Origin of the sequence: Actinoplanes cyaneus (assembly GCF_016862095.1) — a bacterium.
Taxonomy (GTDB): Bacteria; Actinomycetota; Actinomycetes; order Mycobacteriales; family Micromonosporaceae; genus Actinoplanes; species Actinoplanes cyaneus.
Genome location: NZ_BOMH01000006.1, coordinates 18,270 through 38,516 on the forward strand (window position 1 = coordinate 18,270; position 20,247 = coordinate 38,516).

Genomic DNA, 20,247 nt, shown 5'->3' on the forward strand with positions numbered 1-20,247 from the left:
TGTGTCTATGCGGCGTGATCCCGCAGGAAACGCACCGACCTGTCGGTGACCGCCCGGGTCGCGGGCTCGTCCAGCTCGGGGAACATGTGGCCGGCCCCCGGGACCAGCTCGACCGTCGCCTCGCCGCCGGCCGCGCGCAAGGCCTCGGCCAGGCGCTCGGATTGCCGGGGTGGCACCGCGACATCCGCGTCGCCGTGCAGGAACAGGAACGGGGGTGCGCCCGGGCCGACCTGGTTGACCGGGCTGGCGGCGGCGACCAGGCCGGGCACGTCGTCGAGGGCGGCGCCGAGCAGGGCGCCCTCCCGTGAGTCGGCGCCGCGGGCGGGGCGGCCACCGGCCTCCGCGACGTCCTCGGCGAGAGCGTCCAGGTCGGTGACCGGGTACCAGCAGACCGCGGCGGCGATCCGGTGCCGCGGCTCCAGCGCGGCGAGGGCGGCCAGATGGCCACCGGCGGAGACACCCCAGATCACGGTGCGGTCCGTCGTGATGCCGAGACGGGCCCGGTGCTCGGCGAGGAAGCCGATCGCGGCCGCCACGTCGTCGGACTGGGCCGGGAAGGTCGCCTCGGCGGAGAGACGGTAGTCGACGGAGGCGATGGCCAGGCCGGTGCTCGCGACGTACGGGAAGAATCCGGGTTGCCAGGTCTTGACGTTACCGGGGCCCTCGGTGCGGGTGCCGGCGCGCCAGCCGCCGCCGTGCAGGTAGACGCAGAGCGCTCGCGGGCTCTCGGGAACGTGGAGGTCCAGGGCCAGCGGCCGGAAGCCCGGCCGGGTCGCGAAGACGACCTCCCGATGATGCGTGATCACGCCGCGACCGGTGCCTTGTGGAACGTGCCGCTCTGCATGATCGCCAGCAGGTTGTCGCGCTCCTGCAGCAGGCGCAGGTCCTCGGCGGGGTTGCCGCGCACGACCAGGACGTCGGCGATCCAGCCCTCCCGGAGCATGCCCAGATTCCCGAAGTCGACAAGCTCGCCGCCGAGCTTCGTGGCCGCCACCAGCATCTCCAGCGGGGTGTAACCCAGCATGTCGACGAAGAGCTGCAGGTCACGGGCGTTGCGGCCGATCGGGTTGTTCGGGAAGCCGTAATCCCCGCCGGGCAGCGCACGGATACCGCGCTTGCGGATCTCCGGGTAGACCCGGGCCATGCCCTCGAGCGCGTCGACCGAGCCCATCCTCTCGGCGACCTCGCGGGTGATGCCGAACTCCTCGCCCTCGTGCACGTTGGCGTAGATGATGCCCGGCGCGGGCGAGACGAAGACCGTGTCCTTCACCGATTCGAGCAGGTCCAGGGCTTCCTCGTCGGCGTACGTGCAGTGGTAGATCGACCGGAAGCCGGCCCGCACGGCGATCTTGACGGACTCCGCGGACTGCGCGTGGCAGTTGAGCCAGACCCCGGACTCGCGGGCCTGCTCACCGGCGGCCCGCGCCTCCTCCTCGGTGTACTGCGTGAGCTGGGAGCCGCCCGGCACGAACACGTCGTCGTTGCTCAGCAGGAACTTGACACTGTCGTAGCCCTGCGCGGCCATGTCCCGCACCCAGCGCCGGCACGCGTCCGGGCCCTGCCAGTCGGGCTCGACGTGCCCGTCCGGCCGGATCGGGTGGTTGTCGCGCTCCATGCTGGCCGCGCGCATCCGCGGGCCGGGCACGACGCCCGCCTTGATCTTGTCGCGCAGGATCACCTCGACCGGCATGGGCAGGATCGACCCGGCCGAGTACGCCGAGGTGAAACCGTGGTCGAGCAGGATCTTCGCGTTGCGCTCGGCGCGGGCCAGCTCGGACTCCAGGCCCTCGATGTGGTGGAAGAAGCTGACGTCGAGCGGCGGGTTGAAGCTCGGGTCGAGGTGCCCGACCGCCGACGGGAACGTCAGGTGGCAGTGCGACTCCACCATGCCGGGCATCACCGTGGCGCCGGTCGCGTCGACGATCACGTCGCCGGCCTCGTGCGTCTCCCGCCAGCCGGTGCGCACCTCGGTCACCCTGTCCCCCTCGACGACGACCTCACCGGGGGCAGGAGCCGCGCCCGAGCCGTCGAAGACCAGTCCGTTGGTGAAAACCGTGCGCGCCATCGTTCCGCCACTTTCACTAGGTGAGAACTACTTTCCAGTGCGTGTTACCCGAGTGTTTCTCGGTGCGCGCGGATGTGTCAACAGCCACAAGATCTTCGGGTTGCCGACTCGCGATCTGTGGACATGGCCCGCCTCGAGGCTTAATGTCGCGGCAATCGATATGAAACCAGCTTTCATCCAGTGAAAGTAGAGCCGGGGAGGCCCTCGTGTCCGACATGCCCGCAGCGGTCGTCCCGCCCGACGACGACGTTCGGCCGCCCGCACCGCGCCTCCTCGTCCCCGCGCTCGCGCTGGCCGCCTTCGGCCTCTACTTCGCCGGGCTGACCCCGCAGATCGTCACCCTCGCCGTCCGGATCACCGAGATCGACCCGGCCGGCAAGACAGTCGCGCTCTCCACCGTCATCGGCGCCGGCGCGGTCATGTCGATCCTGTCGCTGCCGCTGTTCGGCGCGCTCAGTGATCGAACCCGGTCAGGTTTCGGCCGTCGCCGCCCCTGGCTCGTCGGCGGCGCACTCACCGCCCTGCTCGGCCTGATCATCGCCGGCAGCGTCCCCACGGTCGGCGGTGTCGCCGCGGGCTGGGCGATCGGGTCGCTCGGCACCAGCGCCGCGTTCGCCGGCTTCCTCCCGCTGATCCCCGAGCTCGTCCCGGACCGGCTGCGGGCCCGTCTCTCCGGCCTGATCGGTTTCGTCGTCGCGCTGTCAGTGCTCAGCGGCGTCTTCCTCGGCAGCAGACTCGTCCACCGGCAGCTGCTCATGCTGGCCGTGCCCGGCGTCGTCGCGGTGGCCGCCGTGCTGCTCCTGGCTCAGGTGATCCGCCACGCCGACCGTTCCGCCTCGGGCGATTTCCCCGCTTTCGGCGTACGGCAATTCGCCGCCAGCTACTGGATCCGCACCGACGGTGACCGCGACTTCGCGTGGAACTGGGTGAGCCGGTTCCTGATCGGCCTGGCCTACGTGGGCGTGCAGACCTACGCGACGTACTACCTGACCGACACGGTGGGCATGTCGATCGACGACGCCACCGCGAAGTACGCGACGTTCACCGCCGTCTCGACGCCCGTCTCGGTGGTGTGTTTCCTGCTCTCCGGTTACCTGTCCGACCGGCTGGGCCGCCGCAAGGCGTTCGTCACGGTCGGCGCGATCATCCTGGCCGCCGGCCTGGTCGTCGCCTCGGTGACCCAGTCCCTCGACGGCTTCCTGACCGCGTGGCTGATCCTCTCCGTCGGCCAGGCCATCTACCTGACGGTCGACATCGCCATCGCCGCGGAGGTGGTGCCGGACCAGGCCCACGCCGGCAAGGCCATGAGCGTCTACCAGGTCGCCACGCTCCTCCCGAACGTGGGCGCCCCCGTCGTCGCCGTCGCCGTCCTGGGCGTCAGCGGGTCCAGCAACTACCCGGCGTTCTTCGCGGTCCTGGCCGTGCTGGGGTTGCTGTCCGCGGTCACGATCCTGTTCGTCCGCCGCATCCGCTGACCCGCCGCCCCTCGCTCCGCGCACGCAGCGTTGCGCGTCCCAGGAGACGGGCTGCTGCCCCACCGCGAGGGCCGCGACGAAGCCGGCCCTCGATGCCCAGCCGCGGTCGCGGTGTCCGGCTGGTGCTCATGGGCGTTATCCGGGTCGGATAACGCCCATGAGCACCAGCCGGAAGGGCGAGGCGCGCGGACGCCGGGACCACGGCGCGACATCGCGCGGCACGGAAACGGGCCGGCCCCCACCAGGGCCGGCCCGCACTGGAACCACCCACACAGGGCCGGGCCACGCTGCGCCGGGCCACGCTGCGCCGGGCCACGCTGCGCCGGGCCACGGTGGGCGGGCGGTCTCGGGGTGGGTCAGGCGCCGACCATGTTGTAGCCGCCGTCGGCCAGCAGGAACGAGCCCGTCATGTGCGCCGCGTCGTCGGTGGCCAGGAACAGGGCGGCGCCGGCCAGCTCCGCCGGGCCGGGGATGCGGCCCATCGGGGTCATCGAGCGCAGCTTGTCGCCCCGGCCGGACTTCCAGTCGTCGCGCTTCAGCGTCGCCTCGGTCTCGATGAAGCCGGGGGCGAAGACGTTCACGCGGACCGTGGGGGCGAAGGCGGCAGCGTAGGACTTCGTCAGGCCGATGATGCCGTACTTCGCGGCGGCGTACTGCGGGGCGCGGGCGCTGCCGCGGACCACGACCGTGGAGCCGATGTTGACGATGTTGCCGTGGCCCTGGTCGAGCATGCGGGCGCCGAACTCGTGGACGCAGAGCAGCGTGCCCTTGATGTCGACGTCGAGGACGTGGTCGATCGACTCCTCGGTGATGTCGCGCCAGGACATCTGGTCGCGGGCCACGTCACCGACGTTGTTGATCAGGACGTCGAGGCCGCCGAACGCCGCGAACGACTCGTCGGCCAGGCGCTTGATGTCGTCCCAGCTGGTGATGTCGGCCTGGAACAGCTCGGCCTCGCCGCCGATCGCGCGGATCCGCTCGGCCGTCCGGAGAGCGCCGTCCTTGGAGCTGCGGTAGTGCACGCCGACCCGGGCGCCCTCCTGGGCGGCGCGGAACGCGATCTCCGCGCCGAAGCCGGTGCCGGCGCCGGTGACCAGCACGGACCGGCCCGGGAAGCGCTGGGTGATGACAGGGTTGGACACGAGCGGACTCCTTAGACGAGGGTGCGGCCACCGTCGATGTAGAGGACCTGGCCGGTGACGAACGCGGCCCGGTCGGAGGCGAGGAACGTGATGGCGTCGGCGACCTCGGCGGGACGACCGAGCCGGCCGGCGGGGACGAGCGACTGCAACTTCTCCCGGTTGCCGTCGCGGTCGAGGTATTCCCTGGTCAGGCCGGTTTCGATGTAGCCGGGCGCGACCCCGTTCACGGTCACGCCGTGCGGCGCCCACTCCCGGGCCATCACGCGCAGCAGCTGGTTGAGCCCGCCCTTGGTGGCCGCGTACGGCGCGTGGTTCGGGTGGGCGAGCAGCCCGGAGACCGACGAGCAGAAGACCATCCGCCCGTAGCCCCGGGCGACCATGGTCCTGCCGACGGCCTGACCGGTCCAGTACGCCGTCGACAGGTTCAGGTTCACGACCGACTCCCAGTCGTCGTCGTCCAGCTCGACGACGGGTTTGCGCACGTTGCGACCGACGGCGTGCAGGAACACGTCGAGGCCGCCGAGCAGGGAGACGGCTTCCCCGACGAGGGATCGGCACGCCGGCGCCGTACGCAAATCGGCCTGAACGGTGTTGATCTCCGCTCCGGACTCCTTCGTGCGGAGCCGGACCGTCTCCAGAGCCTCCGGGTCGACGTCGGCCAGGAGCACGCGCGCGCCGGCGAGGGCGAGTGCCTGCGCCGCGGCGCCGCCGAGACCGCCCGCCCCGACCACCAGGGTGGGACGCTCACGTAGTTGCAACCAGTCGGTCATGGTCATCGGCACTCACCGTTCCGGGAAGCTCTTGCCAACTTTCACTAGATGAAAGTAGGTTTCTCGTGACAACGCTAGACCGCGGCACGGACGTCTGTCCAGCCGCGCGAGACGGAGGACGAGGACGCCGATGCCGGAGAAGAAGGACGGGGAGAAACCCGAGTACCGGGTGGAGGCCCTGGCCAAAGGCCTGCGGATCCTCTCGCTCTTCAGCGAGCAGCGGCCTGCCTGGCGGATCAGCGACATCGCGCCGGCGGTCGGCATGCCGCTGCCCACGGTCTACCGGGTGGTGATGACCTTGACGGCCGAGGGCTATCTGGACCACCTGCCGAACGGCGACTACCGCCCGGGGGTCCGCGTGCTGACGCTCGGCACCGCCGCCCTGCGCAGCCTGGACCTGGTCGAGCTGGCCACGCCCCGGCTCCAGCGGCTCGCCACGGCCACCGGCGAGACGGTCAACCTGGCGGTGCTCACCGCCGATCAGGTGCTCTACCTGGTCCGGCTGCGCAACTCGGACCTGGTCACGGCGAACATCCAGGTCGGCTCGACGCTGCCGGCCGTGCACACGTCGATCGGCAAGCTGCTGCTCGCGCACCTCCCCGAGGACGATCTGACGTCGCGCGTGACGGAGAGCTCCTTCGCCCGGCTGCACGGGCCGAACGCGAAGGTAAGCCTGGACGAGCTGCGCGACGAGCTGGCCAAGATCCGCAGCGACGGCTGGGCCATGCAGGACGAGGAGCTGGCCTACGGGCTGCGTTCGGTCGCGGCGCCGGTCCGCGATGCGAAGGGGACGGTCGTGGCCGGCGCGAACCTGGCCGTGCAGTCGCGCGACTGGTCCACGCAGCGCATCGTCCGTGAGCTGAAACCACTGGTCAGCGAGGCCTGTCAGGACATCTCGGCGCTGCTGGGCCACGCGGCGTGAGGCTGCGCAAGCTCCTCCCCGGCGAGCTGGACGACGAGCAGCGCGCGGTCTACGACGCGATCGCCGGTGGTCCCCGGGCGAACGGCTCGGCGTTCCGGCTCGTTGACGACGAGGGCGGCCTGGAGGGGCCGTTCAACGCGATGTTGCTGCAGCCCGGGCTGGGCGCCGCGCTCCAGGAGCTGGGCAGCGCGGTGCGCTACCGCACCGCGCTGAGCACCCGGGCCAGGGAGATCGCGATTCTCACCGTCGCCCGGGTCCGGCGTTCCGATTTCGAGAGGTACGCCCACGAGGCCGTGGCCGCCGCGGCCGGCTTCACCACGCCGGAGTTGCACGCGCTGCGCACCGGCGACGCCACCGTCTTCACCGACCCGGCGGATCGGCTGATCGCGGATCTGTCGGCCGCGCTGGCCGAGCGCGGCGACCTGACCGACGACGAGTTCGCGAGCGCCCGCGACGTGCTCGGCCTGCCGGTGTTGTTCGAGCTCACGACGCTGATCGGCTACTACTCGACGCTCGCCCTGCAGCTACGCGTCTTCCGGGTCGCGGCACCCGGGTCCCTTGACACCGAGGGTTCCGCGACGCAGGATTTTCCTGATTGAAACAGACTTTCACACAGTGAAAACGAGCCAGTGAAAACGGGTCAGTGAAAACGAGGCGAGCATGCGACTGGTGACATTCGACGAGGGACGGGTCGGCCGGATCGAGGGCGACGAGGTCGTCGAGCTGGCGGTCGGCTCGACCCGGGAGTTCTTCGAGCGCGGCGGCGGCGTCGACGAGACGGGCACGGTGCTGCCCCTGGCGAGCGTGCGGCTGCGGGCGCCGATCCAGCCGAAGAAGTTCTTCCACACCGCCGGCAACTTCGCGGTGCACCACCAGGAGCTGCAGAAGGTGAACTGGTCGCACCCCGTGCACAAGGGGATCGTGTTCTTCCAGAACGTCGACGCGATCATCGGCCCGGAGGACGACATCGTCTACCCGGAGGGGCTCACCAAGGAGCTGGACTACGAGCTGGAGCTGGCCGTGATCATCGGGAAGTCCGGCCGCTGGTTCGGCCCGGAGGAGGCCGGCGACTACATCGCGGGGTACACGGTGTTCAACGACATCACCGCGCGCGACATCCAGCGGCGCGAGATGCAGTCCGGGGTCTTCTCGTTCTCCAAGGGCATCGACACGTTCTGCCCGATCGGCCCGTGGATCGTCACCGCCGACGAGATCGCCGACCCACACGACCTCGGCATGGAGCTGCGGGTCAACGGCCAGGTCCGGCAGTCCGGGAACACCTCGGACATGGTGCTCGGGCTGCGGGACCTGGTCGCGTTCCACTCGCCGCAGGGTTACTCGGCCGGTGACATCATCACCACCGGCACGATCTCCGGGGTGGCCGCCGTGCAGCCGAATCCGTTCGACTTCTACCTCAAGCCGGGCGACGTGGTGGAGGCCGAGATCCAGGGGGTCGGGCTGCTGCGCAACACGGTGGTGCCGTGGAAGTCGGCCCACGACACCGAGCCGTACTCCAGCTCGATCTACACGGACTGAGCCGTGCGATTCGGGACCCTGTCCGGGCGGCTGGTCGTGATCGACGGCGACCGGGCGCTCGACGTCGAGAAGCACAGCGGCGGCCGGTTCTCCGCGGACGTGAACACGACCCTGGCCCGCTTCGCCGAGTTCTCCGCGTGGGCCGCCACCGCGGACTTCGCCGGGTCCGTGCCCTTCACCGAGCGGGAGCTGGGCGCGCCGTCGCCGCGGCCGCGGCAGGTCTTCGCGGTCGCGCTGAACTACCGGCCGCACGCCGCGGAGGCCGGCTTCCAGGCGCCGGAGGAGCCGCTGCTGTTCACCAAGTTCCCGTCCTGCATCACCGGGCCGATCACCGAGGTGACGCTGCCGCCCGGGAAACCGGACTGGGAGATCGAGGTCGTCGCCGTGATCGGGGCCGGCGGCCACCGGATCGAGCGGGCGCACGCGTGGGACTCCGTGGCCGGGCTGACCGTGGGGCAGGACCTGTCCGAGCGGACGGTGCAGCTCCAGGGCAGGCCGGCGCAGTTCTCGCTCGGCAAGTCGTTCCCCGGGTTCGGGCCGACCGGGCCGGTGGCGGTCACCGCCGACGAGTTCGGCGACCGGGACGACCTCGGGTTCGCATGCTTCCTCGGTGACGAGCGCGTCCAGTCGGGGCGCACCAGCGAGATGATCTTCGGAATCGACGAGCTGGTCGCCAGGATCTCGGCGGTGTGCCCGCTGCTGCCCGGCGACCTGATCTTCACGGGGACGCCGGCGGGCGTGGGGAATCGGCGGGAGCCGCCACGGTACCTGCAACCGGGCGAGGTGCTGGTCAGCCGGGTGGACGGGATCGGGGAGATCCGCCAGCGTTTCGTGTGAGCGGGCGGCCCACGGCGTACCGAGGCAAGCGAAACGGCCAGGACCACGCAGGTCCTGGCCGTTTCGCAGTGCCCGAGCTCAGTGCTCCTCGGACTGCTCAGTGCTCCTCGGGCTGCTCGGTCTCCTCGGTGACCGAGTGGTGACCGCGGCGCGGGCCGGCCTCGATCTCCTCGGCGACCGGCTCCTCGTCGATCACCTCGGCGGTGACCTGCGGGGCGTCGGCCCAGAGGGCGCGCAGCTGCCCCTGCATGAACTGGGTCAGGCGGCCCCGGTACTCACGGTCGAAGTTCTCCAGGGCCTCGATCTGCTGCTGCAGCGCCTCGCGCTTGGCGCCCAGGCTGCCGACCACGTCGTCATAGCGCTGCTGGGCCTGCAGCTTGAGCTGCTCGGCGCCGTGCATCGCGTCGGCACCGATGGACTCGGCACGCTGGCGGGCGTCCGCGACGATCTTGTCGGCGGCGCGGCGGGCCTCCTCGGCGCGCGACTGCGCCTCGCGGGCCATCTGCTCCGTCGCGGCCCGCGCCTCGGCGAGCACCCGGTCGGCCTCCTGGCGCACGTTGCTGGCGTGGGCCTGGGCGTCGCGGGCGATCTGCTCGGCGGCCGCGAGCGCGTCGGTGCGGATCTTGTCCGCGTGGTGCTGGGCGCTGGCGACGTGCTCCTCGGCGGTGCGCTGCGCGAGGGCGAGCACCTGAAGAGCCTGGTTCGGCAGGCCCGGGCTGGGCAGGCCGGGGGCGGGCATCCCGGAGTTGGGCGCGATCACCTTGTGCTCCGAGGTCTCACCGTCAGTCCCGTTCAGCAGCACGTCGCCACGATCCTTATCTGAAATGTCAGTTCCTGGAGCGCCATGACCAGCGAGGGGTGTCAGTCATGATCGGCGGGATGCTACCAAGCTGAACCGGCACTCAGCCAGGGTCGGCAAGCACCCTGTGGATGGGGTTTTGGCCGGTTGAATACGTTCATGGGGATAAGCACGATTAGTCTCGTAAGGATTCTGCTCCGACATCCCTCGAGGACCCCGATGCGACGATGGCTCCCGCTGCTGGCCACGACGATCCTGCTGGCCGGTACGCCGATGGCGGCGCACGCCTCGGCGGTCGTCCCGATCGCCTACTGGGCCATGGACGAGCCGTCCGGCGCCACCCGGATGTCCGACAGCAGCGGGAACCGACTTGACGGACAGATCGGCCGGGAGGTCGGGACCGGGACCGTCGTCCGGGGCGCGATCGGGTACCGGTTCGACCGGCTGGAGCCGGACACCCCGCCGGCCCGCCCGGGCCATCTGGTCGTCGTTCCGAACGATCCGGCGATGAATCCCGGCGTCCGGGACTTCGCGGTGACGCTGCGGCTGCGCACCACCGGCCACTTCGGCAACATCGTCCAGAAAGGCCAGTCCGCGACCGAGGGCGGCAACTTCAAGCTGCAGATCCCGAACGGGAAGGTGCAGTGCTCGTTCCGGGGCGACCGGGGGGTGCTGGAGGCCGACGCGCCCTATCCGATCAACGACGGCGAGTGGCACGTCGTGACCTGTGTGCGGGTCAGCACCGGCGTCGCGCTGGCGATCGACGGCGAGCGGGTGGCCGGGCGGGCCGGGTGGACGGGCGCCATCCGCAACAACTGGCCCCTGACGATCGGCGGGAAGCTGGACTGTGATCAGCGGACCGTGGGGTGCGACTACTACGCCGGCGATCTCGACTATGTCAGCCTGGAAACCGTATGAAGTTCATCTTCCGTTAACCCAGAAATCATCCAACGTACATCAATTCTCGGACAGCATTTTGCCGGGCCGACCCCGTCTTTGAAGGTGGGACCACCACCTGACCACGGGGAGATGTTTTGGCGACCACCGGCAAACGACGACGAACCCCGCGCTGGGCGATCTGGACCATGATCCTCGGCGTGTTGTTGCTGGTGGTGGGTGGCGGTGGCGTGATCAGCCTGCAGGCCACGGTGGCCGCGGCAACGTCCTCGATCGACAAGGTGTCGCTGATCGGCTCGGCCGCACCGACGAGCACGGCGAAGGCCGACGACGGCCTCACCGGGGCGAAGAACATCCTGCTCGTCGGCATCGATCAGCGGCCCGACCAGACCAACGGCGAGCCGCTGCGCTCCGACTCGATCATCCTGCTGCACATCAACAAGGACCACAGCAGCGGCTACATGATCTCGCTGCCGCGCGACAGCTACGTCACCATCCCGGCCTACGACAACGGGAAGCAGAGCCGGAACTCCGGCAAGGCGAAGATCAACGCCGCGTTCGCGTACGGGACCTGGGGCCTCAAGGGTGACGACGCGCTGAAGCACGGCTTCGAGCTGCTCACCCTGACCATCAAGGAGCTGACCGGGATCACCCCGGACGCCGGCGCGATCATCGACTTCCAGGGCTTCCGGGACGTGGTGAACGTGCTGGGCCGCGTCTGCATGTACGTGGACACCACCACCACCTCGATCCACCTCGGCAAGGACAAGAACGGCCAGACCGCCAAGCCGTACGTGATCAACAAGACCGGCACTGTCAACCGCTCGATCGCCGGGGTGAAGCCGAACGTCTACAAGAAGGGCGACCAGTGCTTCAACCCGAGCCAGGCCCTCGACTTCGTGCGCCAGCGTGACCTGCTGGAGGACAAGTCGCTGGACTACGGGCGGCAGCGGCACCAGCAGCAGTTCTTCAAGGCGATCATCAACCAGGCGATCAAGGACGGGCTCGACTCGCCGACCAAGCTGCCGAAGATCCTCGGCGCGTTCGGCAAGGCCATGACGGTGGACACCGGCGGCGTCGACCTGGCCGACTGGGCGCTGTCGATGCGCAGCCTCAAGCCGGAGAAGCTGATCACCATCAAGACGAACGAGGGCCGGCTGAACTCGGCCGACGTCCCCGGGGTCGGCAGTGTGGAGAAGCTGAGCGCCGACACGATGGCCCTGCTGAAGGCGATCAAGAAGGACCAGATCGACAGCTTCCTCCTGAGCCACCCGAAGTTCGTCTCGACGAACTGACCCGGCGCACATCGCGGGGCCGGCACGGCGGGCGTGGGCTCACGGCGTACGCGCGAATGGGTGTGACGAAGCGAGGCCGGCCCGCGGGTGCGGGCCGGCCTCGATCAGGGAATGCCCGGCGTTCCTAGCGGGCGAGGCCGCGGGCCAGGCGGTGGTAGGCCTGGTTCCAGCGGACCTCCTTGGCGAACTGCCTGGTGGTGGTGTTCTCGTCGATGAGCAGCAGCTCGGTGCCGAGCATGTCGGCCAGGTCGGCCAGTTCCTCGGCGCCGACCGCCGACGAGAGGACCGTGTGGTGCGGGCCGCCCGCGGTCAGCCAGCACTCGGCGGAGGTGGACAGGGACGGGGCCGGCTTCCAGACCGCCCGCGCGACCGGGAGTTTCGGCAGCGGGGCGGTCGGGGGCACGACCTCGATCTCGTTGGCGACCAGGCGGAAGCGCTCCCCCAGGTCGGCCAGGCCGAGCACGATCGCCCTGCCGGGGGCGGCGTCGAAGACCAGGCGGACCGGGTCCTCGCGGCCGCCGATGCCGAGCGGGTGGATCTCCAGCTTGGGGGTGGACGCGGCGATCGACGGGCAGACCTCGAGCATGTGGGCGCCGAGGATGACCTCGTTGCCCGGGGTGAGGTCGTAGGTGTAGTCCTCCATGAAGGACGTCCCGCCGCCCGGCGCCATCGCCTTCAGCGTGTGGACCAGGACCGACGTCTTCCAGTCGCCCTCGCCGCCGAAGCCGTAACCGTCGGCCATGAGTCGCTGCACGGCCAGGCCGGGCAGTTGACGCAGGCCGCCGAGGTCCTCGAAGTTCGACGTGAACGCCCGGAAGCCGCCCTCGGTCAGGAACTGCCGCAGTCCGATCTCGATCCGGGCGCCGTAACGCAGCGATTCCTTGCGGTCGTCCAGGAGCTCCGCCGCGATCTCGTAGACGTCCTGGTACTCGCCGACCAGCTTGTCGATCTCCGCGTCGGTCACCTGGTCCACCACGGCGACCAGGTCGTTCACGCCGTACGTGTTGACCGAGACGCCGAAACGCAGCTGCGCCTCGACCTTGTCCCCCTCGGTCACCGCGACGTCGCGCATGTTGTCGCCGAAGCGGGCCAGCTTCAGCGACCGCATCGCCGAGTAACCGCGGGCCGCCCGCACCCAGGTCGCGATCCGCGCGACCACGGCCGGGTTGCTGACGTGCCCGGCCACGGTCTTGCGCGGCACCCCGAGCCGGGTCTCGATGAACCCGAACTCACGGTCGCCGTGCGCGGCCTGGTTGAGGTTCATGAAGTCCATGTCGATCTCGGACCAGGGCAGCGCCACGTTGTGCTGCGTGTGCAGGTGCAGCAGCGGGGCACGCAGCGCGTCCAGGCCGGCGATCCACATCTTGGCCGGCGAGAACGTGTGCATCCAGGTGATCACGCCGAGCACGCCGGGGGTCGACGACGCCCGGCGGCACACGTCCAGGATCTGTTCCGGGCTGGTCAGCACCGGCTGCCAGACCACGTCGGCGTCGAGCTGGGAGTCCAGGAGGGCGGCGATCTCCCGGGACTGGGAGGCGACCTGTTCCAGCGTCTCCGGGCCGTAGAGCCCCTGACTGCCGGTCAGGAACCAGATTTCCCCGTTGCTCATCGTGCCCTCCGCGTGACCAGTCGCTGCAGAAGGATGAATCCGAACAGCAGGATCCCGACGACGATCCGGGTCCACGCCGAGTTCAGATCACCCTGGAAGTTGATGATCGTGCCGATCATGCCGTAGACCAGCACGCCGAGCAGACTTCCGAAGACGTAACCGGCGCCGCCGGTGAGCAGGACGCCACCGATGACGCAGGAGGCGATCGCGTCCAGCTCGGTGCCGCTGCCCTGCAGCGCGTGCCCCGAGGTGGAGTTGATCGTGTAGAGCACCCCGCCGAGCGCGGCGCAGAACCCGCTGACCGTGTAGACGGCGATCCGGGTCCGGGCCACCGGCAGGCCCATGAGCAGCGCGGAGTCGGCGCTGCCACCGATCGCGTAGACGTTGCGGCCGAACCGGGTCCAGGCCAGGACAGCGGCCGCGATCAGCACCGCCGACAGGGCCACCACCGCGGTCGGGGTCGTCCTGGTGTGCTCGCCGAGCGGGATGCGCATGTCGGAGAGCGTGGTCCAGAGCTTGTCCCGGATCGGGATCGACTCCTGGTTGATGAACAGCGCCAGGCCGCGGGCCAGGAACAGCCCGGCCAGGGTGGCGATGAACGGCTCCACCTTGAAGTAGTGGATCACCGCACCCATCCCGGCGCCGAGCAGCGCGCCGAGGAGCAGCACCAGCGGCAGCACCAGCAGCGGCGGCCAGCCGCCCTGCAGCAGGGTCGCGGTCAGCGTGGTGGTGAGTGAGATGACCGCGCCGACCGACAGGTCGATGCCGCCCGTGAGGATCACGAACGTCATGCCGACCGTGACGACCAGCAGCACCGCGTTGTCCCGGAACAGGTTGACCACGACGCTGGGCTGGTCGAAGTTGCGGTAGTTGGCGATGCCGCTGACGTACATCACGATCAGCAGCGCCAGGGTGGCCAGGATCGGGATGTACTTGGTGTTCGGCCGGTAGACGCGGCGGCGCGGGTTGACGGCCGCCTTCTGGTTCGTCGACGGCGGCGTGGCATCGATGGTGGTCATGCGGGAACCTCGGCTCGCACGGCGGGGCGTGACTTGAAGCGCCCGAACACCTTCTCGCGGAAGGTCACGGACTGGGACAGGCAGAGCACCACGACGACGACCGCCTTGAAGAGCAGCGTCGCCTTGGACGGCACCCCGATACCGACCACGGTGACCTGCAGCGTCTGGATCAGGACGGCGCCGAGCACGGTGCCCAGGATCGAGAACCGGCCGCCGATCAGCGCGGTGCCGCCGATCACGACCGCCAGGATGGCGTCGAGCTCGATCAGGTTGCCGGCGTAGATGCTGTCCGCGCTCTTGATGTTGGCGCTGTAGATCAAGCCGGCGAGACCGGCGAGGGCGCCGGAGACCACGTACACCATGACCGTGATCCGTTTGGCCTGGATGCCGGCCAGCCGGCTGGCGCTCGGGCTCCCGCCGACCGACTCGAGCAGCAGGCCGAGTGCGGTCCGCCGGGTCAGCACGGCGATCAGTCCGATCGCGGCCAGGGCGATCAGGAACGCGACCGGCAGGGTGAGGAAGAAACCGGTGGCGATCGTGGCGTACGGGCTGGACTGCACGTTGATGATCTGCCCGGCGGTGATCAGCTGGGCCAGGCCGCGCCCGGCCACCATCAGGATCAGCGTCGCGATGATCGGCTGGATGCCGACGATCGCGACCAGCGAGCCGTTCCACAGCCCGAGCGCCGCCGAGACGGCGATCGCGACCGCCATGATCAGCAGCACCGAGCCGACCGCGTTCTGGTTGCCCAGGTCCTTGATCAGCAGACAGGCCACCGCGCCGGAGATCGCCATCACCGAGCCGACCGACAGGTCGATGCCGCCGGTCGAGATCACCAGGGTCATCCCGAGCGAGACCAGGATCAGCGGCGCGCTGCCCCGGAGGATGTCGATCAGCGTGCCGAACAGGTGCCCGTCCTGCAGGGTGATGAACTGGTTGGACGTGAACACGTTGACGATCAGCAGCGCCAACAGGATGGCGGCCGGCCAGAAAAGCCGGTTCTTGAGGATGGTCATGAGGTTGCTCCGCTGGCGGTCTGGCCACTGGCGATGGTTTGCATGATGCGCTCGGCGTCGACCCCGGCGCCGTTGTCCAGCTCCTCGATGAGGCGACGGTCCCGCAGGACCGCGATCTTGTGGCTGAGCCGCAGGACCTCCTCCAGCTCGGCGCTGACGAACAGCACCGCCATGCCGCCGTCGGAGAGCTCGGCGACCAGCTTCTGGATCTCCGCCTTGGCGCCGACGTCGATGCCCCGGGTCGGCTCGTCGATGATGAGCAGCCGCGGCTCGGTGATGAGCCAGCGGGCGAGCAGGACCTTCTGCTGGTTGCCGCCGGACAGGTTGCGCACCGGGCGCTCCGGGTCGGCCGGCCGGATCTGCAGCGCCTTGATGTACTTCTCGACGATCTCGTCCTGCTTGCGGCGCGGGATCGGGCGGGTCCAGCCGCGGGCGGCCTGCAGTGCCAGGATGATGTTCTCCCGGACGCTGAGGTCGCCGATGATGCCCTCGGTGCGGCGGTTCTCCGAGGAGAAGGCGATCCCCCGCCTCATCGCCACCTGCGGGTCGCGCAGCGTGACCGGCTTGCCGTCGATGCTCAGCTCACCCGTGTCGGCCTTGTCCGCGCCGAAGAGCAGCCGGGCCAGCTCCGTACGGCCGGAGCCGAGCAGCCCGGCCAGGCCGACGACCTCGCCCCGGTGGATGGTCAGGTCGAACGGGGCGATCGCTCCCGTCCGGCCGACCCCCTTGGCCTGCAGGATCGGCTCGGCGGCGGCCGACTTCGTCCGGGACCGCAACGCCTTGTCCTCGAGCCCCTCCAGCGTGGCCAGCTCCTTGCCGATCATCTTCTCGACGAGCTGGACCTGAGGCAGCTCGGCGGTCCGGTACTCGCCGATCAGCTGGCCGTTGCGCAGCACGGTGAGCCGGTCGGAGATCTCGTAGATCTGGTCGAGGAAGTGCGACACGAACAGGATCGCCACCCCGTCGGCCTTGAGCCGGCGCATCACCCGGAACAGCTGCTCCACCTCGGAGGCGTCCAGGCTGGACGTCGGCTCGTCGAGGATCACCACCCGGGCCGAGATGTCGACCGCGCGGGCGATCGCCACCATCTGCTGGATGGCGAGCGAGTACGTGCTCAGCGGCGCCGACACGTCGATGTTCAGGTCGAGCCGTTCCAGCAGCTCGGCGGCGCGCTTGCGGATGACGCCCCAGCGGATCTTGCCGAAGGTCCGCGGTTCCCGGCCGATGAAGATGTTCTCCGCGACCGTGAGGTTGGTGCAGAGGTTGACCTCCTGGTAGACGGTGCTGATCCCGGCCTTCTGCGCGGCGAGCGGGCCGGCGATGTGCACTTCGTCGCCACCGAGCAGAATGTCACCACCGTCGATATCGTAGACGCCGGTGAGTACCTTGATCAGGGTGGACTTGCCGGCGCCGTTCTCGCCCATCAGGGCGTGCACCTCGCCGGGGAACAGACGGAAGTCGACGCCGTCCAGGGCGACGACGCCGGGGAAGACCTTGCGGATGCCGGTCATCTCGAGGACCGGTTTTGTGGTGGGCTCGCCCATGATGAACTCCGTTCCGCGGCCGTGCGGGCCACCCCGGCTTCCCGGAGTGGCCCGCACCTGCCTCAACTCAGTACTTGCGGTCCGGCAGAGCGGCCTTGGCCTGCTCCTGGGTGAACGTGGTCTCCACGGTCAGGATCCGCTGGTCCACCGTGTCGCCGGCCTTGACCTTCTTGGCCAGGTCCATCAGCTGCGGGCCGAGGAGCGGGCTGCACTCCACGATGAAGTTGATCTTGCCCTCGGACAGGGCGGTCATGCCGTCCTTGACCGCGTCGACCGTGATGATCTTGATGTCGGTGCCGGGCTTCTTGCCGGCCGCCTCGATCGCCTCGATCGCACCGAGACCCATGTCGTCGTTGTGGGCGTAGAGCACGTCGATCTTCGGCGTGGACTGGAGGATGCCCTCCATCACCGTCTTGCCCTCGGCCCGGGTGAAGTTACCGGACTGCGACTTGACGATCTTGATGTTCGGGTTCGTGGCGATCGCCTCGGCGAAGCCCTTCTGCCGGTCGATCGCCGGCGCCGCGCCGACCGTGCCCTGCAGCTCGACGACGTTGACCGGGTCGGTCTTGCCCTCGTACTGCTTGACCAGCCAGTTGCCGGCCTCCTTGCCCTCCTTGACGAAGTCGGAGCCCAGGAACGTCTTGTAGAGCGTCTTGTCCTGCGAGTCCACCGCGCGGTCGGTCAGGATCACCGGGATGTCGGCGTCCTTGGCCTCCTTGAGCACGGCGTCCCACCCCGAGGTGACCACCGGCGAGAACGCGATGACGTCGACCTTCTGGGTGATGAAGCTGCGGATCGCCTCGATCTGCTTCTCCTGCTTGCCCTGGGCGTCGGAGAACTTCAGCTCGTAGCCGGCCGCCGTCGCCGCGTCCTGAATCGACTTGGTGTTCGCGGTACGCCAGCCGCTCTCCGCACCGACCTGGGAGAAGCCGAGGACGAGCTTGCCGTCCCCACCGCCACCCGAGCCGGTGTCGTCGCCCTTGTCGCCGCAACCGGCGAGTGCCGACACGGCCAGCAGGCCCGTCAGCGCCGCCGCCATCATCTTCACGCGCACCATAACCTCCAGAAACTTGTTACCGTTAACAAACAGACCAGCGGCAGACGTGTACACACCTGCACCGGGGAGATCGCTAAGCCGCTGCGACCGGCGTCACAGCTTGCGTTTCGTGAGTGTTACCGTTCTCAACGTGCTCGTCAAGAGATCAGGATCGTTGTTTCCGGAAGATTGCAAGAACTCCGATGTCACGCCCGGCCACCACTCGGTTACCTGGTAAACATCCTCCAATGCCGACCTCAGACCCCGCGCCGGACACCGAACCGGCTGCCCAGATGCCTTTTGCCGCTCCCCGGCCGCGGTCCGGCAAGGTGCGGGGCAGCGTCATGCGCGACGTCGCCAAACTGGCCGGGGTCAGCCACCAGACGGTCTCGCGAGTCATCAACGACCATCCCAACGTGCGGGCCGAGACCCGGGAACGGGTGCTCGCCGCGATGCGGTCGCTCAACTACCGGCGCAACCTCGCGGCCCGCACCCTGGCCACCCGCGAGTCCCGCACCCTCGGCATCATCGGCTTCGAGACCACCCTCTTCGGTCCGGAATCGATGCTGTACGGCATCGAGAGCGCGGCCCGCGCCGCCGGCTACCTCGTCAGCGTCGCGACCGTCCGCGAGCTCGCCCACCAGCCCGTCCTGGAAGCCGTCGACCGGCTCGCGCAGCACGACGTGGACGGCATCATCGCGATCTCCCCCAAACCGGCGGTGACCAACGCGCTCACCCACGCCCCGACCGGCCTGCCGTGTGTCGCGGTGGGTGGCGCCGGTTCCGGCGCGGATCCCTTCCCGACGGTACGGGTCGACAACGCCACCGGAGCACGCCTGGCCACCCAGCACCTGCTCGACCTCGGGCACGCCACCGTGCACCACGCGGCCGGGCCGCCGGACTGGCCGGAAGCCCAGGCGCGGGTCGACGGATGGCGGGACACGCTCTACGCCGCAGGGGCGGTCGTGCCGCCCGTCACGCCCGGCTGGTGGGACGCGGCCGCCGGTTACGAGCAGGGCCGCAGGCTCGCCGCGGACCCGGCCGTCACCGCGATCTTCTGCGCCAACGACCGGATCGCACTGGGAGTGTTGCGGGCGCTGCACGAGGCCGGGCGGCGGGTCCCGCAGGACGTCAGCGTGGTCGGCTTCGACGACATGCCCGACTCGGGGTACTTCCATCCGCCGCTGACCACCATGCACCAGGACTTCGGGGAGCTGGGGCGGCGGGCGTTGTCGCTGCTCCTCAACCACATGTCGCAGGTGGACGGGAACACGCCACCCTCGCACGTCCTCGTGGTGCCGGAGGTGATCCTGCGGTCGAGCACCGCGCCGACCCGTTGACAGGGCGGGCACGGCGCTCCGGCTCACCCGCTCCGGCCCATTCGCCCCAGCGATCCGCTCGGGCTCACTCGCTCCGGCCCGCTCCCTCCGACTCACTGGCTCCGGCTCACCCGCAGCGCCTCGCTCATTCCGGCTCACTCGCAGCGCCTCGCTGGCTCCGGCTCCCCGCAGCGGCTCACTCGCTCCGGCTCACCCGCAGCGGTGAATGAACCCGCACGCGTGGGCTCATGCCCGTTACAGTCCGAGGGGTGTTCGAGACAGGTCTCCCCGGCCGGCTGCGCCGCCGGAACCCCCGGCTCTCCGGAACCCTGCGCATCCGCGACGCCCTCGGCCACGACGTCACGTTGCCGCTGCGCGGCCGCGCTTCCGTGTTCACCAGCGGCGGCACCGGCCTGACCGGCCACGGCGAGGTCTGGGCGGTCCACACCGACCCGGACGCCACCGTGACCAGTTTGATGATCAGTTACGGTCACACTCCCGCTGCGGAGGACCGCGAATCCGGGCTCTGCGCGGCCGGCGACACCGTCACCCTGGGCGGCGCCTCGTTCACCTGGCACTGCCCCTCCGTCGCGCCGCGGCCAGCGCCCTCCACTGTCGACGTCCCGCGTCCCCGTTCCGGCGGGACCAGTCCTGAAGAGATCAAGCCCGCAGAGGCCCGGCCCGGAGAGATCAGGCCCGGCTGGACCGAGAACGGCGGGACCAAGTCCGGCGGGACCAAGCATGGCACGACCGAGGCCGACGAGACCGGGACCGTGGCTGGGGCCGGCTCGGCCGGGACGCGCGCGCCGGGCAACAGCGGCCCTTCGGCGAGCCGCGATCCCGGGCCGATCCGGAACGCGCGCATGCCGCAGCCCCGCTCGGCCAACGCCCGGCCGGCAACGCCCAATCTGCGTCAGCGGGTTCAGGCCATCGTCCGCGACCTCACCCATCCCCCGCGCCACTGAA

General features: G+C 69.8%; 19 protein-coding genes. 9 read left to right on the top strand and 10 right to left on the bottom strand.

The window, feature by feature from the left end; all coding sequences use genetic code 11:
- Window positions 1-5: 5 nt before the first annotated feature.
- Together Acy02nite_RS04025 and Acy02nite_RS04030 are read right to left on the bottom strand one after the other, a co-directional pair.
- A complete protein-coding gene (locus Acy02nite_RS04025; RefSeq protein WP_203738416.1) occupies window positions 6-806 on the bottom strand; it encodes an alpha/beta hydrolase in 801 nt (266 codons plus the stop codon).
- Window positions 803-2,065 carry an amidohydrolase family protein gene (locus tag Acy02nite_RS04030; RefSeq protein WP_203738417.1) on the bottom strand — a complete coding sequence of 421 codons (1,263 nt, stop codon included), beginning with the start codon at window positions 2,063-2,065 and terminating at the stop codon, window positions 803-805. The genes Acy02nite_RS04025 and Acy02nite_RS04030 overlap by 4 nt, the downstream gene beginning before the upstream one ends.
- A 215-nt stretch (window positions 2,066-2,280) precedes the next feature.
- On the opposite strand from Acy02nite_RS04030, the gene Acy02nite_RS04035 reads away from it, so the two are divergent.
- Complete coding sequence (locus Acy02nite_RS04035) at window positions 2,281-3,540, top strand: MFS transporter (RefSeq protein WP_239174203.1); 1,260 nt, start codon at window positions 2,281-2,283, stop codon at window positions 3,538-3,540.
- A gap of 356 nt (window positions 3,541-3,896) precedes the next feature.
- On the opposite strand, the gene Acy02nite_RS04040 is transcribed toward Acy02nite_RS04035, so the two are convergent.
- Together Acy02nite_RS04040 and Acy02nite_RS04045 are read right to left on the bottom strand one after the other, a co-directional pair.
- On the bottom strand, window positions 3,897-4,682 hold the full coding sequence (locus Acy02nite_RS04040) for an SDR family NAD(P)-dependent oxidoreductase (protein WP_239174178.1): 786 nt from the start codon (window positions 4,680-4,682) through the stop codon (window positions 3,897-3,899).
- 11 nt (window positions 4,683-4,693) lie between these two features.
- On the bottom strand, window positions 4,694-5,458 hold the full coding sequence (locus Acy02nite_RS04045; protein WP_239174180.1) for an SDR family NAD(P)-dependent oxidoreductase: 765 nt from the start codon (window positions 5,456-5,458) through the stop codon (window positions 4,694-4,696).
- A 124-nt stretch (window positions 5,459-5,582) separates the two neighbouring features.
- Between Acy02nite_RS04045 and Acy02nite_RS04050 the strand changes: the two genes are divergently transcribed.
- The 4 genes from Acy02nite_RS04050 (at window position 5,583) to Acy02nite_RS04065 (ending at window position 8,747) form a co-directional block, all read left to right on the top strand.
- Complete coding sequence (locus Acy02nite_RS04050) at window positions 5,583-6,374, top strand: IclR family transcriptional regulator (RefSeq protein WP_203738419.1); 792 nt, start codon at window positions 5,583-5,585, stop codon at window positions 6,372-6,374.
- Complete coding sequence (locus tag Acy02nite_RS04055) at window positions 6,371-6,973, top strand: carboxymuconolactone decarboxylase family protein (RefSeq protein WP_239174183.1); 603 nt, start codon at window positions 6,371-6,373, stop codon at window positions 6,971-6,973. The genes Acy02nite_RS04050 and Acy02nite_RS04055 overlap by 4 nt, the downstream gene beginning before the upstream one ends.
- 61 nt (window positions 6,974-7,034) lie before the next feature.
- Window positions 7,035-7,910: a fumarylacetoacetate hydrolase family protein gene (locus tag Acy02nite_RS04060; RefSeq protein ID WP_203738420.1), complete on the top strand. Its 876-nt coding sequence runs from the start codon at window positions 7,035-7,037 to the stop codon at window positions 7,908-7,910.
- 3 nt (window positions 7,911-7,913) lie between these two features.
- Window positions 7,914-8,747 (top strand): fumarylacetoacetate hydrolase family protein, encoded by an 834-nt coding sequence (locus Acy02nite_RS04065; RefSeq protein ID WP_203738421.1) that lies wholly within the window; start codon window positions 7,914-7,916, stop codon window positions 8,745-8,747.
- Window positions 8,748-8,844: 97 nt separating this feature from the next.
- Here Acy02nite_RS04065 and Acy02nite_RS04070 read toward each other — a convergent pair whose 3' ends face one another.
- Window positions 8,845-9,549: a hypothetical protein gene (locus Acy02nite_RS04070; protein WP_203738422.1), complete on the bottom strand. Its 705-nt coding sequence runs from the start codon at window positions 9,547-9,549 to the stop codon at window positions 8,845-8,847.
- Between the two features lie 216 nt (window positions 9,550-9,765).
- On the opposite strand from Acy02nite_RS04070, the gene Acy02nite_RS04075 reads away from it, so the two are divergent.
- Together Acy02nite_RS04075 and Acy02nite_RS04080 are read left to right on the top strand one after the other, a co-directional pair.
- The gene (locus Acy02nite_RS04075) at window positions 9,766-10,464 is read left to right on the top strand and encodes a laminin G domain-containing protein (protein ID WP_203738423.1); all 699 of its coding nucleotides are present in this window, start codon (window positions 9,766-9,768) and stop codon (window positions 10,462-10,464) included.
- A 116-nt stretch (window positions 10,465-10,580) separates the two neighbouring features.
- Complete coding sequence (locus Acy02nite_RS04080) at window positions 10,581-11,738, top strand: LCP family protein (RefSeq protein WP_239174186.1); 1,158 nt, start codon at window positions 10,581-10,583, stop codon at window positions 11,736-11,738.
- 124 nt (window positions 11,739-11,862) lie between these two features.
- Here the strand turns inward: Acy02nite_RS04080 and araA are convergent, their stop codons facing one another.
- The 5 genes from araA to Acy02nite_RS04105 form a co-directional block, all read right to left on the bottom strand.
- Window positions 11,863-13,347: an L-arabinose isomerase gene (gene araA, locus Acy02nite_RS04085; protein WP_203738424.1), complete on the bottom strand. Its 1,485-nt coding sequence runs from the start codon at window positions 13,345-13,347 to the stop codon at window positions 11,863-11,865.
- Window positions 13,344-14,366 carry a galactofuranose ABC transporter, permease protein YjfF gene (yjfF, locus tag Acy02nite_RS04090; protein WP_203738425.1) on the bottom strand — a complete coding sequence of 341 codons (1,023 nt, stop codon included), beginning with the start codon at window positions 14,364-14,366 and terminating at the stop codon, window positions 13,344-13,346. Before yjfF ends, araA begins: the two co-directional genes overlap by 4 nt.
- Complete coding sequence (locus Acy02nite_RS04095) at window positions 14,363-15,382, bottom strand: ABC transporter permease (protein ID WP_203738426.1); 1,020 nt, start codon at window positions 15,380-15,382, stop codon at window positions 14,363-14,365. Before Acy02nite_RS04095 ends, yjfF begins: the two co-directional genes overlap by 4 nt.
- Window positions 15,379-16,926 (bottom strand): sugar ABC transporter ATP-binding protein, encoded by a 1,548-nt coding sequence (locus Acy02nite_RS04100; RefSeq protein WP_203738427.1) that lies wholly within the window; start codon window positions 16,924-16,926, stop codon window positions 15,379-15,381. Before Acy02nite_RS04100 ends, Acy02nite_RS04095 begins: the two co-directional genes overlap by 4 nt.
- A 67-nt stretch (window positions 16,927-16,993) precedes the next feature.
- Window positions 16,994-17,983, bottom strand: coding sequence for an ABC transporter substrate-binding protein (locus tag Acy02nite_RS04105; RefSeq protein WP_203738428.1), 990 nt, complete (start codon window positions 17,981-17,983; stop codon window positions 16,994-16,996).
- 323 nt (window positions 17,984-18,306) lie between these two features.
- Between Acy02nite_RS04105 and Acy02nite_RS04110 the strand changes: the two genes are divergently transcribed.
- Window positions 18,307-19,302, top strand: coding sequence for a LacI family DNA-binding transcriptional regulator (locus tag Acy02nite_RS04110; protein ID WP_203738429.1), 996 nt, complete (start codon window positions 18,307-18,309; stop codon window positions 19,300-19,302).
- Window positions 19,303-19,550: 248 nt separating this feature from the next.
- Complete coding sequence (locus Acy02nite_RS04115) at window positions 19,551-20,246, top strand: hypothetical protein (RefSeq protein WP_203738430.1); 696 nt, start codon at window positions 19,551-19,553, stop codon at window positions 20,244-20,246.
- Window position 20,247: the final 1 nt, after the last annotated feature.